Source organism: Arenibacter sp. S6351L, from assembly GCF_023016025.1.
Taxonomy (GTDB): domain Bacteria; phylum Bacteroidota; class Bacteroidia; order Flavobacteriales; family Flavobacteriaceae; genus Arenibacter; species Arenibacter algicola_B.
Window position 1 is genome coordinate 38,722 of record NZ_JALKBB010000011.1, and the last position, 17,591, is coordinate 56,312.

Here is a 17,591-nt window from a genome sequence, read left to right on the forward strand (position 1 = left end):
GTTTATAGGCTTTTGGCCGCGGTTTTAACTGCCTTGATTATCCTTGTATGGCTACCACAACGGCATAAGTTGCCTTCGAGCGCATTTATGATTTCCACATCATCCGGACTAGGGTTTTTATTCAACAGGCTAATAGTGGTCATCACCATGCCATTTAGGCAATAACCGCATTGGGTGGCCTGCTCATTTATAAATACCTGCTGCACGGCGTGTAGCTTGCCTTCATCAGATACAAGCCCTTCCAAGGTGGTTATTTCAGCATCCCCAATAGCGGATATTGGAAGCATACAACTGGTGGAGGCAGTTCCATTTATGAGGATGTTGCATGACCCACATTGGGCAAGCCCACATCCAAATTTTGGACCATTGAGTTCCAGATAGTCTCTTAATACGTAGAGTAACGGGGTGTCGGCTTCCGTTTCGATCTTGCTTTTGGAACCATTAATGTTGAGGTGGTAGATGGGCATAGCAACTAGTTAAGCTTCTAAGATAATGAAATGCTTTTCTATTACAAATGGTCGGGCAATATTAGCAAGCAGGAATTATCGGATTTACGATTTTTTTTGCCAAACCTCTGGAAATCAATCTTAATAATGGCTTTGCTTGCATCTAGAAGCATCTTTATGAACCAAATTGTTGGTCCACCAATGATTTATTGTTTAATACTAATAAGTCGGAATTCCGCACTACATTATTTATAAAAATCTTTATCGCAGACTTTTTTCTTGGATCATTTTTTGTTCAAAAGCAGCGTCATATTCATTGTTCTTTTGGCTGGGAACCAAGGCATTGGTTGCTTTGCGCCACTCCATTAATTTCTCAAGGAGTTCCTGTGTTTTATCAGGATTTTGTTCGGCAACATTATTTTCTTCACTTGGATCCGATATTAAGTTGTAGAGTTCCAATGGGCCGTCTTCAAAATATTCATGTAATTTCCAGTCTCCCGAAATAATTACGGAACCTGGGCGGGTACGGAACAAGGGGTCGCGGCTACCGTCCTGTAAGCCCTGATATTCCTGAAGGTAGATGGGGAAATGAAAGAATAGGTCTCTTTTAACTTGGGATTTACCCGAAAATATAGGTTCAAGATCAATACCGTCCAGTAGCGGAGCTTTTTTATCCGGACTTGCGATATTTTGTAGGGTGGGGTAAAAGTCCATATTGCTTACACGGGCTGTAGCGCTGGAATTAGGTTTTATTTTTCCGGGCCATTTTATCAGTAATGGTACTCGGATTCCTCCTTCATAGTAAGAACCCTTCCCGGCACGTAAGGGGTTTTGTTCGGATATGGCCCTAATTCCTCCATTGTCCGAGGTAAATATTACTAAGGTATTTTTTTCCAGTCCGTTTGCCTTTAACGAGGAAAGTAGTTTGCCCACGTTTTCGTCCATGGAGGCTACCATGGCCGCATAATCCGGTCTGTTTTGTCCATTGGAACCTTTCTTGGCCTTAAATTTTTCAATCAGTTTCTCTTTTCCCATTATTGGGGTATGTACCGTATAGAATGGTAGGTAGAGGAAAAAGGTAGTATCCCTATATTTTTCTACAAAAGAGATGGCCTCTTTGGTAATACGGTCTGTTAAATATTCCCCATCAGGTCCATTGGTAATATGGTCTATCTTATAAGGGGAAAAGTACCCCCCTTTTCCGGGATTGCCCTTAGCACTTCCACCAACATTTACATCTATCCCCTTTTCCTTTGGGTCATTGCCTACATGCCATTTCCCGAAACTTCCGGTGATATATCCGGCGGACTTCAGCATTTGCGGTAGCGTGTATATGGTGTCATTTAAGTGGTCCGTGTTTTTTATAGGGATAAGTTTTCGTGTCTTTGAATTTCCTCTGTCCGATGGGCTTACCGTATAAACGCCATGTCTCGGAGTATTAAGTCCGGATAGGAGGCAGGCACGGCTGGGTGCACAATTGGCAGCACCTGCGTATGCATTGTAAAATATCATACCCTCTTTGGCCAAAGCATCCAAATTGGGTGTTTCATAATACTCGCTACCCATAAATCCTAAATCCTTCCATCCCAAATCATCTACATTTATTAGAACTATATTGGGAAGTGCCTTGTTTTGATGGTTTTCTTTAGGGGATTTACAGGATAGGATGGAGCACATTATTGCCAAAACAATGGCTGGGAGGTATGGTCTTATTGGATTCATTTTTTTATGGCTAATTGGTATTTTATTTGATTTAAGATGCCTTTTCGACCTTCTCGGTTGAAAACTGCTTTGTATACTCTGTTGGACTTTTGCCGTACTCCTTACTAAAACATTTACTAAAGTATTTTTGATTGCTGAACCCGCACATATAGGCTACTTCTGAAACGTACATCTTGTTCTTCTTTAACAATTGTGCCGCCCTTTTTAAACGTATCTGTTTAATGAAGTTTACTGGTGTATCGTCCATAATGGATTGTACTTTTCTATATAGGTTGGCCCTGCTCATCCCCACTTCCGAGGCCAGGAACTCTACACTCAGTAAATTGTCATCCATAGAATCTTCTATAATTTGAACAAGCTTTTTAATAAACTTTTCATCATGGGAATCCACTTCAATTTCTTTAGGTTCTGTAGTGATTATTTTGCTATACTTTTCTTGGAGTTCTTTTCGGGTTATAAGTGCGTTTTTTACTTTCCATTTCACAAATTCTAAGCTAAATGGTTTTTCAATATAGTCCTCTGCCCCTAAACTGAGACATTCTATTTTTGTTTCTTCAGAATTTTTTGCTGTCAGCATAAAAATGGGAATAGTATTCACATCATTATTTTCTTTAACCCTTTTAAGCATGGACATGCCATCTTCTATGGGCATGAGTATGTCGCAAATAATCAGCTGGGGTTTATCTTTAATTATGGCGTTATAACCCTCTTGGCCATTGGAAGCTTCAAGTACATGGAAATCATGCTTCAATTCTTCCTTGACCATAAACCTCAGGTCATCATTATCCTCAACCAGTAGAATTTTGGGCTTATCTGACTTTATGGCTTGTGATTTCTCTTCAAATTCAGAGGAAACCTCCTCGATAACCTGAAATTCGGAATTATGAATAAAACTTTTTGTTAGTGGCTTGCCCGTATTAATTCTCTCTTTTTTATCGAAGGCATTTTTATTGATAGGGAGAAAAAAGGTAAACTCTGTGAATACGCCTTCTTCGCTTTCAACCCTAATGGCTCCGTGGTGCCTTTCAACAAGTTTTTGGACCAGTTCCATTCCAATTCCGGTACCAGGGATTTGATTACTATAGGCCTTAGTGGCTTGATAGTATCGGTCAAATATATGTGGAAGATCTTTTTTAGGGATTCCAATACCGTTATCCTTTACACTGCATTTAATGTATTTGCCATTTCCCCTTAGCTTAACCATAGAAAATAGATCATGGGTGTTGGCAAATTCAAGGGCAACATGTATTTCTCCTTTTTTAGGAGTGTACTTAAATGCATTTGATAAAAGATTAAAAAGGATTTTTTCTAAAATGTCTACATCGTACCAACCCCTAATTTCTTCTTTTTCGCAGTTGAAATCGTATTTTATTTCATAAATCCTGGCAAAATCGTTAAAGGCATTTTTTATAATGTCTATGTCCTTTACAATATCATTTTTTGAAATGTTCAATTTGAGTTTGCCTTCGTCAAATTTTCTGATGTCCATTATTTGATTGATCAGCCTATGCATTCTAAGGGTGTTGTTGTAGATGCGTTGGGAGGTAAGTGGACTTAAGGTAAAATTCTTTTCTTTGACCACTTTTTCTATTGTTCCAAGAATTAGGGCCAGGGGTGTACGCAATTCATGGGAGATATCCGTGAAAAATACCATTTTCATACGGTTTATCTCATTGTCTTTTTCTCGGCTTATGGTCTCTGTGACTAAATTTTTCTTCAATGTATACCATCTTTGCACTAGTAAAAAGGTGATGTATATGCAAATAGCCAAAAGCACAGTGTAAATGAAGTAAGCTAAGTTACTTCTCCAATAGGGAGGTGCAATCACGAAACTTAGTTCTGCTGGCGTAGTATTCCAAACCCCGTCGCTATTGGAGCTTTTTACCTTAAAGGTATATTTGCCAGGGGGCAGGTCATTATAATTGGCATTTCTGTTCGAAGCTTTGGTGTGGTGCCAGAAGTCATTGATGCCTTCCAACTTGTAGGTATATTCATTTTTATTTGGGGCGGTTAAATCTAAGGAAGAAAATTCAATGGCAATGTTATTGCTGTTGAAGGGCAGTTCCAGTTTTTTGGAAGGCCCTATGGTCTGTAGGGGCAATGAAAGGTTCTCCAAGGCGGATTCTGCAGATTCATTGCCAAGGATATTGAATTGGGTAATTATAGTATTGGGTAAAAGATCGGATTTCTGATAATTTTTAGTGCGAACACTGTAAAATCCTCCTGGACAACCAAAATATAGTGTCCCGTTTTCGTCATTGCTATGGGAATTAAATATAAAATGACTTTCGGCCAAACCATCTTCAATCCCAAAATTCACGAATTTTTTTTCTTGGACATTGAAGCGGGAAATTCCCCTATGTGTACTGAGCCATAAATTCTGGGACATGTCCATTTCAATACTGGAAATGGTAGATGACACTAAGCCTTCCTTTTTGCCAAAGGAATTTATGGTTTCATCCTCGGCGTTGTAAAAATTTAATCCACCGCCCCTTGTTCCGATCCATAAGTTTCCTTGGCCCGTTTCCAGTAGGCTTAGAATGGCATTGGAAGAAAGGCCATCTTTATCATTAATGGTGGGATTGAACGTTTTTAATTCTTCATTAATCAGATCAACCTTAAAAAGTCCGTCTCCCCTGGTGCCGATCCATAAATTTTGCCTTCTGTCCAAGTGCATTACAGAAACGTTCTTTCCCATTAATAGGGAAATGGTCTTTTGTTTAAATTTGGAAATGTCGCTTCCGGAATGTACAATGTTGATTCCACCACCCCAGAGTCCGACCCATATTTCATCTTTGTTTAGGGGGATAATGTCTTTAATGCCTTTTGAAAATTGTTGCAGGGTATCTACTCCTAAAGTTTGATTTGTTAGGGTGTAGTTGTTGGATTTTAAAAGTGCTCCGCCAAACCCGATTAAAAGTTCCTTGTTTTCATAATCTTTTTTTACAACAGTGTAATTTTCAGTGGTTCGAAGTAATAGTTCATTGGTGTTTAGTGTCTTGTTGAACCGGTAAAGCCCTTTTTGATTTATGGTCATTAAAAGCTCTCGGCTGTTTTCTTTTATTATTGATTGAGGGAAGAAATTGGTCAAATTTTCATCTATACCTGTATATTCGAAAATGGAAGTTCTTCCTATATATTTATTTACACCTTTGTTGGTGGCAATCCATAGGTTGTTATACCTGTCAAGTGTCAAGGAGTTGATTCTACTTTGGGAAGATCTGTTCTGATTGTTTGAATTATTTATATTTTCAAATGAATATTCATTATTTTTCAGGGTTCCCTTTATTAAGCCGGAATGCGTTCCGATCCATAGTGTTGAGGTTGTCTCTTCCAAGACCAATGTGGTAATTTGGGGCAAAAGGGGTGTGTTACCTTGAAAATTGGTATAGGTTTCCAATATTTTTAATTTATTATCGGCCTTACCATAACCTAGGAGAAAAAGGCCTTCTTTGGTACTTGCAATAAAAGTGTTGTTTTTTGTATTGATGAGCGTTTCGGTATTTTTTAGAAATCCAGACTCGATTAATTTATTATCCTTTCCTAAAGCAATTATGCCGTTGGGTGTGGCCAGCCAAATGCGCCCAAACTTGTCTTCTGCAAAATGATTGATTTGTTTATCGTTGGCCCAAATGCTATTATTTTGTTTGTAATTAAATTCGGTTTGAAATTGGATGTTTTCGACCTTTTCATTGGGAATTATTTTTACGATTCCAGTATTTCGCAAATTGGCCCAAATAGTGCCGTCCAAAGATTTTCCCAAAACTTTTGAGGTATTGTTTTTGTAATAGCCTTTGAACCAGTTTGTTTGTCTGTCGTAGAAAATTAAGTAGCTTTCACTTCCTATCCATAAGTTTCCAAGATCGTCTTCAACTATAGAATTTATAGTGTTGTTGGGAATCGAATGTTCATCAAAAACATCGAATTGATTTTCCATTAGAGTATGGCCATCATATCTGTATAGGCCACTATCTGTACCAAGCCAAAGAAAACCCAAGTGATCCTCAAATACTATGTTGGTCTTTTTGTTAAAGGGTACACCGTCTACATTTAGTTTTTGAAGGTTAGTGATATTCCCTTGGGCCAAACAGCTTAAGTGAATTAATAATGCAAAAAAGTAAAATGGTATGTACTTCATAGCTTGGAGCTGTTACCAGATATTAGCCGGGGGTTTTAATGAATAGGTCTGTATAAGACCATAATAATGTTAATAAATGTTAAAATTAAGGGTCCTTATTCCGAAATAAGGGGATCTAATGTCAAATATTAAGGGTAAATATGTTGCAAATTAGGCTATTCAGGCCTTTAAATCAAGGAAATGCAACATTATTGCACCAAATTGGGATTTATACTCCTATGTCCCATTTTATATTTACACCATGTCGATTGTTGTGGAATAATCGATCTAATTATTAACCAACAAACACCAATATGGAATTAAAAAGAATTTTATTACTTCTACTGTTTTTCAGTATAGTATCGCTTCAAGCTCAGCAAATTATAAGCGGAACGGTCGCCGATGAAACAGGTCAGCCCCTTCCTGGGGTGAATGTCTTGGTCAAAGGGACTACTACAGGAGCTGTTGCGGATTTTGATGGAAATTACTCCATTGCCGCGTCTGAAGGCGCTGTTTTGGAATTTAGGTATTTGGGCTTTATTACTCAAAGTGTTCAGGTAGGAAAGTCTACTACTATTGATGTAGTGCTTCAGGAAGATGTTTCCCTTTTAGATGAGGTGGTGGTCATAGGCTATGGTACCTCTACCAAAAAAGATTTGGTATCTTCTGTGGCTTCTATCAAATCGGACGTCTTGGAAAACCAGCCCGTGGCTAGGGTAGACCAGGCCTTACAAGGTAGGGCTACTGGGGTGGAGGTTACCTCCAACAATGGAACACCGGGTACGGGTGCTACCATTCGTATTAGGGGTAATAGCTCCATTAACGGGAACAATGATCCGCTTTATGTTGTGGATGGATTTATAGCCGGTACTGGTTTTAATCTTAATACTATAAATGTCAACGATATCGAATCTGTTGAGATTTTAAAAGATGCCACCGCCCTATCGATCTATGGAACCAGGGGGGCTTCCGGAGTTATCCTTATTACCACCAAAAATGGTAAGGGCATGGCGCCAGGAAAACCGGTAATTGCCATTAATCATTATCAAAGTATACAGGAAACGGCCAACCGGATCAATATTCTGGGAGGACGGGATTTTATCGATTATAAAAATGAATCTTATCAGTTTGTACCTGGACCTGACGGTTTCGGGTTTACGGATACTTCCTTACCATTGGTGCTGGATCCTGAAAATACTACGACAACTGATTGGTTGGATTTAGTAGAGCAACCAGGTTCTATCTCCAATACCGATCTATCCATTACCGGTAATTCTGAAAATGCCAATTATTTTATATCTGGAAACTACTACAATCAAAAGGGATTGTTAAGGGGTTCTGGTTTGGAAAGGGTAAACTTTAGAACCAATGTGGATGTAAAGGTTTCCGATAGGCTTAAGACCGGGATCAGGACAAACTTGACCCATTACAAAATTGAAAACAATAAAGTAGATTATGGCAACATTGTTTCTAGCGTATTGCCTATACGACCTGTTTACCTTGAAGATGGAAGTTTCTCTTTTGAAAATCCTATAAGTGCTGGTCTGGAACGAAACCCGGAAGCGGATATACAACATAGAGTGGATCACGACTTGGTTACCCAAATCATTACGAATGCCTATGCTGAGTATGAATTGGCAAAAAACCTTTCTTTTAAATCTACTTTTGGTGCACAGTTAAACTATGTAAAGCAGAATAACTACTTGCCTGGGATTCTTCCCGAACGTGTAAATGGTGGTTTTGGTAGGATCAATACCAATTTCTCCAAGAGTTTATTGAATGAGAATACCTTAAATTATAACGTGGATTTGGGGAACCATTCCTTAAAAGTATTGGGAGGTTTTACTTGGCAGAAGGACAATAACGAAAGTACGTTTGCCGAAGCCGATAATTTTCCTAATGACGTAGTTTCGTTTAATAACTTGGCATTGGGTGATTCAGAAACAGCACTGGTTGGTTCCGGATATGGACAACGAACCCTGACTTCTTTCTTGGGTCGTGTCAACTATGGTTACAAAAGTAAATACTTGCTTACCTTGGTAGGACGTTATGATGGGTCCTCTGTATTTGAGACAGGTAATAAATATGCCTTTTTCCCTTCTGTGGGTGCAGCTTGGAACGTTGATGAAGAAGAGTTCATGGCAGATTCCAATCTAATCAACAGGTTTAAAATAAGAGGTAGTTATGGTATTGTGGGGGAACAAGGTGTTGCCGCTTACAATTCCATAGCCACTTATGCCAATACAACGACCGTCTTTAATGGTTCTCAGGTAAATGGAGTACTTGTTGGACAAGTTCCCAGTAGTGGTTTAACCTGGGAAACAACCAAGCAAATGGACATAGGTCTAGAACTTGGATTTTTGAACAATAGGATTTCCTTTGAAGCCGATTATTATAAAAAGACAACAGATGACCTACTATTGTCCGTGGCCTTATCTGGCCAGGTAGGAGCCAATTCAACTACCCAATTACAGAATTTAGGATCTGTAGAGAACAGGGGCTTCGAATTTGGTCTAAATACCATAAATGTACAGAACGATAATTTTACTTGGGAGTCCAATCTTAGTATATCTTCTAACAAGAGTGAGATATTGGAATTGGATGATCAGGAGTATATCTCTTTGCAATCAACAGGAAATCAAGGAGGTAACTCTGCTAGGTTGATTGTTGGGGAGGCACTGCCAACCTTTGTAGGGGCTAGATACCTAGGTACCTATAAGACTGCTGAAGAGATTACGGCAGATGGTAGGGCGGGTCGCTCGTTTATTGGTGGTCCTAGATATGAAGATGTAAATGGCGATACCAATATTAATGACGAAGACTTTCAGGTACTTGGTAGTCCAATACCGGATTTTTATGGAGGATTTAGAAACACCTTTACCTATAAAAATCTATCCTTGGATGTATTTTTTCACGGAAGTTATGGTGCCGAAATCTGGAACGTACGAACACAGACAGCATACTATGGTAGGGGTGAACAAAATGTGGATCCTATCGTATTGCAACGTTGGATAGCAGGAGTAAATGAAACTTCCGATATCCCAAGGGCGGGACCATCCAATAGTCTATTTAATGTAAATAGTGATTTGAACATAGAAGATGGTTCTTATCTAAGATTAAAAACTATGTCTCTGAACTATAACATTCCTATGGAAGCAAAAGGGCTTGGAAGTGTATTCAGCTCAATGAATGTTTATGTAACCGGAACTAACCTTTTCCTTTGGTCAGACTTTACTTTGGGAGATCCAGAAGTAAATGCTTTTACAGCGGGTAGCGGACTAGGTTCTGTTTCCCAGGGTTTTGCTTCTGGCCAATATCCTTATGCTAAGACAATAACCCTAGGTGTAAAACTAGAATTTTAAAAAAAAACAGATATGAAAACTAATATAACGAGCAAATTTTTGATGTTGCTTATGGGCTTAATTATTTTGAGCTCATGTGACAAGTTTCTGGAAGAAGATTTAAGGGACGAGATTACCCCGGATTCTTTTTTCACCAACGATAAAGAAGCCGAACTTGCTGTAAACGGTGTCTACAGGTTATTTCACAATAACAACCTTTACGCACAACGCGGACTGGACAATTATTACACAAGCGGTGCCGACATACAGGCGGCCAGTAGAAACGTGAACAATGAGATACACAATTATCTTATACAAGAAGGTACGGCAGATGGCAATGGTACCTGGATTTACCTATATCGTGTGGTAAACAATACTACCGAGTTTATCTCGAATATTGAAGGTAATGAAAGTTTATCGCAAGAAGCCAGAGATCAAAGAGTGGGAGAGCTTTTGTTTTTAAGAGCGTTGGCTTATTATCACTTGACCAATCTTTGGGGAGACGTTCCTTTTTATACCGAGCAATTACCAGTGCCAGAAAGGTCCACACTAGGTAGAACGCCAAAAGCGGAAATAAGAAGCGCTATGAAAACAGATTTGGCAAAGGCTTTTGACTTGTTGCCGACCTCTTATTCCGGTGGTAATTTGGGTAGGGCTACTAAATGGGCCGCAGCAACCCTTAAGGCCAAGTATCATCTTTTTGATAAAGAGTGGGGATTGGCGAAAATTGAATGTGATAAGGTAATTGATGAAAGTCCACATAGGCTCTTGGATGATTATGCCGATGTATTCGATCAATCGGATCCAAGCAACCAATACAATGATGAATATATTTTTGTAATCGATTTTGAGGCAGATTTAGTAGGTGAATTGTCTACTACAAGAACAGATGATTACAACCCACGTATAAGGGACGAACCTGCAAACCGTAATAAGGATACTGTGGTAAACGGGGTTTCCGGTTCCAAGGTTAATATATTTCAAGGCCTTTTGCGTGAACGAAGTGAAGATATGACCGGTTATGGTTGGTCAGTGCCTTTGCCAGAATTTGCCTTAAGGGAAAATTGGCAGGATGGGGATTTACGCTATGATGCTACTATTGTTACCGAATATTTAGGGTGGAAATTATCTTTCCCATACTTTCGTAAAAATTGGAATTTGGACCAGGAAAATTCATTGCGTGGCAATCACCCTGAGAACTATATCGTATTCCGTTTAGCTGACGTATATCTTATGGCGGCTGAGGCTGAAAACGAAGCCAATGGCCCGGGTAATGCCTTTGCCTATGTGAATAAAGTAAGGGAACGCGCTTTTGAACCAGATCAACCTTGGAGCGGAATGTCACAAGTTCAATTTAGGGAAGCCATGTACGATGAACGAAAATTTGAGCTAAGTGCAGAAGGACATCGCCGAATGGATCTTATTCGTTGGGGTATTTTGTTGGACAGGGTTAAGACGGTTCAACATAGGGCGTGGAACAATCCGGCTGCCAACATACAGCCTTACCATGTTTTATTACCTATCCCACAGAATCAATTGGAATTGAATCCAAATTTATTGGAGTCGGATCCTACCAACAATGGCTACAGATAATGCCAAAATTAAGTTACTTCCATGGGGCAAATTTAATCTGCCCCATGGTTTTTATGATACCATTTCAATGATGAGACAACCTTCTTATTTAGTTATATTTTTATTATTGATTATCGGCTTGTCCTCTTGCAAAAACAAGGGACAGCTAACAGATGCATCCAAAACTGATAGCACCCAGGAAAAGGCTGCCAAACCCAATATTGTTTACATCTTGGCAGATGATTTGGGTTATGGGGATCTAAGTGCGTACGGACAGCAGAAGTTTACCACACCCAACATAGATAAGTTGGCTGAGCAGGGAATGCTTTTTACCGAACATTACTCCGGGAGTACGGTATGTGCCCCGTCTAGATCTGCATTGTTGACAGGTATGCACACAGGCCATACGTTTGTGCGAGGCAATAAGGAAATACAGCCCGAGGGGCAGTATCCCATTCCCGATAATACCTATACATTGGCGGAGGCCATGAAAAAAGCTGGTTATGCCACCGGTGCTTTTGGTAAATGGGGGCTTGGTTACCCAGGTTCGGAAGGGGATCCATTGAACCAAGGGTTCGATACTTTTTTTGGGTACAATTGCCAACGCCTTGGACATAATTACTACCCACGTCACCTGTGGGCCAATACAGATTCCTTGGTGCTGGAGGAAAATTCAGGGAAGCAAAAAGGGATTTATGCTCCCCAGCTTATCCATGAGAAAACTTTGGATTTTATTGAATTCAACAAGGATAATCCATTTTTTCTCTATGTAGCATCTATTATACCACATGCAGAACTTGCAGCGCCAGAGGAAATAATGCAAAAATACAGGGGCAAATTCCCTCCTGAAAAGGCCTATAAAGGTGTGGATGATGGACCTGAATATAGAAATGGGCCTTATGAATCACAGAAAGAAACCCATGCCGCCTTTGTGTCCATGATCCATATTTTGGATAATCAAGTTGGTGAGATTATGGCGAAATTGGAACAGTTGGGTATTGCAGATAATACCATAGTAATGTTTACATCGGACAACGGCCCCCACACCGAAGGTGGTGCCGACCCGGATTATTTTAATAGCAACGGTCCGTTCAAGGGAACCAAGCGGGATCTTTATGAAGGAGGAATCAGGGTTCCTTTAATAGTTAAATGGCCCGGACACGTTAAACCAAATACTAGAACAGATCATGTATCTGCATTTTGGGATGTATTTCCAACATTTGCAAGTATTGCCGATATGGAAGTCCCACCTTCTTTAGATGGTGTTTCCTTTTTACCAACCCTTTTGGGAGAGGAAAAAGAGCAAAAAAAACACGAATTTCTGTATTGGGAGTTTCATGAGAAAGGTGGCAGACAAGCCATTAGAAAAGGCAATTGGAAAGCTGTGAAATACAATGTTTTTGCATCGAACGAGGACCAGATGGAACTTTATGACCTTGATGCCGATATTGGAGAAGAAAATAATGTTGCCAAGGAATATCCGGAAATTGTAGAGGAAATGAAATTGCTTTTTAAGGAGGCAAGGACACCTTCCGAAGTATTTACTTTTGATCAAGGCACCTATTTGAGTGTAGAATAAAAAATTATTAGTAGTTAGATTAGTTTAGTTTTTAAAGAGCCCTATCATTATGTATAGGGTTCTTTTTATTAATTTGTTTCGTCCATTACAACAGATCTATAAGTGTTGTTTAGGATAAAAAATTATTTTTTCTCACTATAGAATCCGTAAATAGCAGCGATGAAAAATTGGTTAAAATTATACTTCATTTGGTGCGCCTTTAATTGGGCGGGGGCACAACACAATCCTGCAATAGAGGTCCAAATAAATAAGAATACCCATTTCCAGACCATTCACAATTTTGCAGCCTCCGATGCTTGGGCTGCCCAGTATATAGGCTTATGGCCCAATGAAAAAAAGAAACAAATGGCCGAGTGGTTATTTAGTTTGGATAACAATCCGGATGGATCACCAAGAGGGGTGGGCCTTTCGGCATGGCGTTTTAATATTGGGGCAGGAAGTACGTCCCAAGGTGAAGAAAGTGGTATAAAGGATCCATGGAGAAGGGCCGAAGGCTTTTTACAGGATGATGGGAGTTATGATTGGCGAAAGCAAGCAGGACAACAGTGGTTTTTACAAGCGGCAAAAGATCGGGGGGTGGGCCAATTCATTGCTTTTGTCAATAGTCCGCCAATACAATTGACCAGAAACAATAAGGCACATTCCGATGATGGCTTGGTGGCCAATTTATCCCAGGATAACTATGTTGATTATGCCCACTTTCTTGCGCGGATACTAAAACATTTTAAGGATAGTCTAGCAATAGATTTCGATTATATAAGTCCGTTCAACGAGCCCCAGTGGGAGTGGAAAGGCGGACAGGAAGGTTCACCTTGGAACAATAATGAATTGGCCAATGCCACAAGGGTAATCGATTCCGTTTTTACCCAACAGAAAATAGATTCCAAAATAGAACTTACGGAGGCCGGGGCCATAGACTATTTAACAGGGGAAAAAGAAAAGCATAATAACAGGAGCAACCAAATTGAAACTTTTTTTAGCCCTGAGAGTCCCAACTATATAGCCAATTTAAAATCGGTGGCTCCAAAGGTGGCGGCACATAGCTATTTTACTACCTGGAATATTTCAAAACTTAAAAAGGAAAGGGGGCGAATCGCCGAAAAACTGCTTAAGTATCCTTCTTTGGAATATTGGATGAGCGAATACTGTATTTTGGAGAACAATGAGGAGATTAAAGGAAAAGGCAGGGATTTGGGCATGCAGACGGCACTTTATGTGGCCCGTCTTATCCATGCCGATCTAACTATTGCCAATGCCAGTGCTTGGCACTGGTGGTTGGCCATGAGTCCTTACGATTTTAAGGATGGATTAATTTATGTTGATAAGGAAAACAGGGATGGGAATTTCTACGGCTCCAAATTACTTTGGGCCTTGGGAAATTATTCAAGGTTTATTAGGCCCGGGGCCAAGAGGGTATCGATTGCCTATGATGATTATAATACAGAGGAAAACCTAAAGGCCGGGGTGTTGCTATCCGCCTATAAAAATATCGATAATAGCCTTGTGGTTGTTGCCGTAAACCAGCAGGAAAAAGCTATCGATTTAAAGTTGAATAATACCGATTTACATTCAACCAGTATGGAACGCTTTGTGACCAATAACCAATATGACCTTCAAAAAATGAACGATAATGTCAGGGATGGGGGTAAAATTGAAATAGCCGGAAAATCTGTAACGACCTTGGTTTTTAATTTAGCCGAATAAAAATCCCTTTGCTGGCGTGAGCGTTACGCCCGTGTCACATGCTGGGCCCAAACTAGAGTTCTTTTAGTCTTTTATGCACTTAATAAAAATATGGGTTGGTCTTCCTTTACATTCACTATTTCGTAAAGTCCTACTTGGTCAAATTCAGCATGTACGGTTTCCCTGTCTTAATAAAAGGTTTTTTGGCACCTTCATGAAATTCGTACTGGTCTTTGCTGATTGGTTTTCCTTTGCCAGAATGTAGGGCGTCCTTGGTTGTTATTGTAAAAATCATATAACCGTTTTTGCCTTCGTTTCGGGTATTTTACAAGCCCATTCAAAAGGGAAAGCCTTCATTGGATTTGGAATGGAGCGGTCCAGGGTTGGAAGGGGAGAGCAAAGCGGCAAGCGCGTTTTATAAACTATAAGAAATGGCGGTAATATAGAATTCAATAAATTTTTGCATAAATAAATACGACAATGGTTATTGCTGTATTTGGGTTCACTGTAGGATAAAAAGTGTAAGCGCTCTTGGAGCTCATCGTTATAGTTGATTTTTATTTAAATCAGCCCCATGTTGGAAGCTATATAAACTAGATGGGTGGTATTTGAGGCATCGAAATAGTCCTTTAACTTACTGATATTAGCCTCAACTGATCTTATACTATTGGGTGAAATGCCGTCCTCTTTGAGCAATATGCTAATTTCATTCTGTTTATAGCCTATGGCCAATAAGGACAACAATTTTTGGTCATAATCATTCAGTTCCAGGGTGTTTTTTTGCTGTAGGGCGGCAGTTGCAATGGGGCAGGTGTAGGATTCGTTTTTGGCAATAGCTTCAATACTGTTCTGAAGCTCTCTTAGTCCGTTCAAACCCTTGCAAACATAACCATCAATTTTCTGGTCTTCAAATAAGGATTTTATGGTGTTGTGGTTGTCTTCCACAGAAAAAACCACCACTTTTATTTCTGGATAAAATTCTTTTATAGCCGTAATAAGTTCCTGGCCGTTTTGAAGTTTTTTTTTATTCCTGGGATCGTCGAAGGACAAATCGGTTATTAACAGATCATAAGGCGTGCCATCGAGGATTGCCCTTTTCAGTTTCAAAAGGGCTTCGTCACAGTATTGGGAATGGCCAATATTGTTGTATCCCAATGAATGAAGCATGGTGGTAACCCCCAAATTATTGCTGTCTATATCCTCAGATATAAATATTTTATCAAATCGCATATGTATTTTTAAATGGCAAACTTAATTGTAGCCGTGACACCTTCGTTCGGTTTGGAATCGAAATTAATATTTCCGTTTATACCATTCATGCGGTTTTCCACATTCTTAAGTCCATTTCCTGAATAATTCTCCGTTGTATTAAAACCTACTCCATTGTCCACATACTTAATTACAACTTGTTTATTGTTCTTGGTACAGGTAATGGCGACCATGGAAGCCTGACTATGTTTCTTCATGTTGACCAGTAATTCTTGCAGTACCCTATATACCTCAATTTTAGCTTCTGCAGATACGTTGTCCCAAAAATCCGAAGGCAGTTCCTTGGTTATTAATTTAGTTTTGGGAGAGCTATAGGAATTAAGAAGGGCCAAAAATTCCTTTTCAAAGTTTTCACCTGTATCAATGGCGGTATATTCCTTGCTGATATCCCTTATTCTTTTATAAATAGTGTTTAAGCCTTCCAGAATTATGACCTTTTCGGAAGCCACTATTTCCTGAGGGTCTTTTTGTACTTGGGTCATGAGGTAAAAAATATCATTGCCAAGTTCGTCGTGCAATTTTTTAGAAAGGCGTAGCTCGGTCTTATAGGCCACCTCCAATTGCTCCTTTTTTTTCTGTTGATTTTTATAAAAGACCACAAACACAATAACAATAATTGAAATTACTGTGGCGGACAGAGCCATAATATTCTGTTTTTCTTTATTGGCAACTTGGGCCAATAGCATAAGGTTCCTTTTTTCTAAAGTGTCGTTGTCATATTTCGTAGCGGCATAAATAGAACGAACGGCCTGTTTTGTTTTTTCAAGCTTGTTCTGCACCTTGGAATAAAAGATGGCCTCTTCGGAAACATCCTGTCCTAAGGATTTTTTTAAGGGCAATAGTAAATCCAAAGCTTCCAAAATAGCGACGGAATTATTTAGTTTTTTCGAGTAGGCAAAGGCTTTTTGGGCATAGGCCAAAGCCAAGGGTTTATTGGTTTCAAAATAATATTCTGCCAAATGAATGGTACTGGATATTAATCCGGAAACCGTATTTAATTCCTGCCGTATTTCCAAGGAGTTTAAGAGGAGGGACTCGCTCTCTGGGTTATTCTTGTTTTCCAACCACTTAAAATGGCCCATATTACAAATGGCGCGTGAATATTGAATTTGATTATTCCCTTTGGTACTTCGTGCTATGCTATCCAAAATGCTAAAACTGGAATTGTATCTGCGCAGTTCCGCCAGGATATTAGCTCTTGTGATGGTAATAACCGACAAATTTTCCGTTGTTATGTCCGCGGAAGGATGTGCGTTTAGCAAGCTAAAAATTTTGTCGTTCCAGCGTAGGGCTTCCTTGTCGTTTCCTAATTCTTTCTGACAGACCGAAATTGTTTGATACAGACCGGTGATAGATTCTATTTCATTGGAGCCTTCCAGATATTTTAGACCCTCGGTTGCGGTAATCATACCGCCATTGTAATCGCCCAGACTTTTCTGAATGTTGGCCATATCCAGCAATCGGTCTCCAGTTCCAATACTGTCATGTAACTTTAAATTCATGGAATAGGTTTTGTCAAAATAGAAGTAGGCGGAATCCAATTGATCCAATATTTTATAATAATATCCCAGCCTCCAATAGGCATTGTTTATATAACTACTGTCCGATGCCAATTTGGCCTTTAAGAGCAATTTTTTGGAATGGACAATAGCGTTTTGGTAGTCCTTCTTTTTAGCAAAACCCCCAATTTGTTTTTTGAGTTGTTCTAATGAGTCGGTTGGTTTTTTAACTGTAGCAAAATAGTAGTAATTGGAATTTGCAATGCCATTTTCAGAGAACAAAGCTGCTATACAACAATTGTAAATAAGGACAAAAATGAGGGACAGGCCAAACTTAAATTTCATCCCCCCAAAATACAAAAA

10 protein-coding genes are annotated in these 17,591 nt (G+C 39.4%); 4 read left to right on the plus strand and 6 right to left on the minus strand.

What is annotated here, in order from left to right; translation table 11 throughout:
* Nucleotides 1–2: 2 nt before the first annotated feature.
* The 3 genes from MWU82_RS11015 to MWU82_RS11025 form a co-directional block, all read right to left on the minus strand.
* A complete protein-coding gene (locus MWU82_RS11015; RefSeq protein WP_247096415.1) occupies nucleotides 3–467 on the minus strand; it encodes a (2Fe-2S)-binding protein in 465 nt (154 codons plus the stop codon).
* A gap of 240 nt (nucleotides 468–707) precedes the next feature.
* Nucleotides 708–2,168, minus strand: a complete 1,461-nt coding sequence (locus MWU82_RS11020; RefSeq protein WP_247096416.1) for a sulfatase — start codon at nucleotides 2,166–2,168, stop codon at nucleotides 708–710.
* Nucleotides 2,169–2,199: 31 nt separating this feature from the next.
* Entirely contained in the window at nucleotides 2,200–6,306 is a 4,107-nt protein-coding gene (locus MWU82_RS11025; RefSeq protein ID WP_247096417.1) for a two-component regulator propeller domain-containing protein, read from the minus strand.
* A gap of 293 nt (nucleotides 6,307–6,599) precedes the next feature.
* Between MWU82_RS11025 and MWU82_RS11030 the strand changes: the two genes are divergently transcribed.
* From MWU82_RS11030 to MWU82_RS11045, 4 genes are all read left to right on the plus strand, one after another.
* Nucleotides 6,600–9,647 (plus strand): TonB-dependent receptor, encoded by a 3,048-nt coding sequence (locus tag MWU82_RS11030; RefSeq protein WP_247096418.1) that lies wholly within the window; start codon nucleotides 6,600–6,602, stop codon nucleotides 9,645–9,647.
* Nucleotides 9,648–9,659: 12 nt separating this feature from the next.
* A complete protein-coding gene (locus MWU82_RS11035; protein WP_215949157.1) occupies nucleotides 9,660–11,219 on the plus strand; it encodes a RagB/SusD family nutrient uptake outer membrane protein in 1,560 nt (519 codons plus the stop codon).
* Complete coding sequence (locus MWU82_RS11040) at nucleotides 11,206–12,777, plus strand: arylsulfatase (RefSeq protein ID WP_247096419.1); 1,572 nt, start codon at nucleotides 11,206–11,208, stop codon at nucleotides 12,775–12,777. The genes MWU82_RS11035 and MWU82_RS11040 overlap by 14 nt, the downstream gene beginning before the upstream one ends.
* Before the next feature lie 159 nt (nucleotides 12,778–12,936).
* On the plus strand, nucleotides 12,937–14,481 hold the full coding sequence (locus MWU82_RS11045) for a glycoside hydrolase (RefSeq protein WP_247096420.1): 1,545 nt from the start codon (nucleotides 12,937–12,939) through the stop codon (nucleotides 14,479–14,481).
* 130 nt (nucleotides 14,482–14,611) lie between these two features.
* Here MWU82_RS11045 and MWU82_RS11050 read toward each other — a convergent pair whose 3' ends face one another.
* The 3 genes from MWU82_RS11050 to MWU82_RS11060 all read right to left on the minus strand — a co-directional run bounded on the left by MWU82_RS11050 (nucleotide 14,612) and on the right by MWU82_RS11060 (nucleotide 17,573).
* Nucleotides 14,612–14,755, minus strand: coding sequence for a hypothetical protein (locus MWU82_RS11050; protein WP_247096421.1), 144 nt, complete (start codon nucleotides 14,753–14,755; stop codon nucleotides 14,612–14,614).
* 266 nt (nucleotides 14,756–15,021) lie between these two features.
* Entirely contained in the window at nucleotides 15,022–15,690 is a 669-nt protein-coding gene (locus tag MWU82_RS11055; protein ID WP_215949161.1) for a response regulator, read from the minus strand.
* 8 nt (nucleotides 15,691–15,698) lie between these two features.
* Complete coding sequence (locus tag MWU82_RS11060) at nucleotides 15,699–17,573, minus strand: ATP-binding protein (protein ID WP_247096422.1); 1,875 nt, start codon at nucleotides 17,571–17,573, stop codon at nucleotides 15,699–15,701.
* Nucleotides 17,574–17,591 lie beyond the last annotated feature (18 nt).

Bases quoted from the DNA above. Each gene is read 5' to 3' on its own strand.
- MWU82_RS11035 (WP_215949157.1), top strand. From the start codon at position 9,660: ATGAAAACTAATATAACGAGCAAATTTTTGATGTTGCTTATGGGCTTA.
- MWU82_RS11060 (WP_247096422.1), bottom strand. From the start codon at position 17,573: ATGAAATTTAAGTTTGGCCTGTCCCTCATTTTTGTCCTTATTTACAAT.
- MWU82_RS11045 (WP_247096420.1), top strand. From the start codon at position 12,937: ATGAAAAATTGGTTAAAATTATACTTCATTTGGTGCGCCTTTAATTGG.
- MWU82_RS11050 (WP_247096421.1), bottom strand. From the start codon at position 14,755: ATGATTTTTACAATAACAACCAAGGACGCCCTACATTCTGGCAAAGGA.
- MWU82_RS11025 (WP_247096417.1), bottom strand. From the start codon at position 6,306: ATGAAGTACATACCATTTTACTTTTTTGCATTATTAATTCACTTAAGC.
- MWU82_RS11040 (WP_247096419.1), top strand. From the start codon at position 11,206: ATGGCTACAGATAATGCCAAAATTAAGTTACTTCCATGGGGCAAATTT.
- MWU82_RS11030 (WP_247096418.1), top strand. From the start codon at position 6,600: ATGGAATTAAAAAGAATTTTATTACTTCTACTGTTTTTCAGTATAGTA.
- MWU82_RS11020 (WP_247096416.1), bottom strand. From the start codon at position 2,168: ATGAATCCAATAAGACCATACCTCCCAGCCATTGTTTTGGCAATAATG.
- MWU82_RS11055 (WP_215949161.1), bottom strand. From the start codon at position 15,690: ATGCGATTTGATAAAATATTTATATCTGAGGATATAGACAGCAATAAT.
- MWU82_RS11015 (WP_247096415.1), bottom strand. From the start codon at position 467: ATGCCCATCTACCACCTCAACATTAATGGTTCCAAAAGCAAGATCGAA.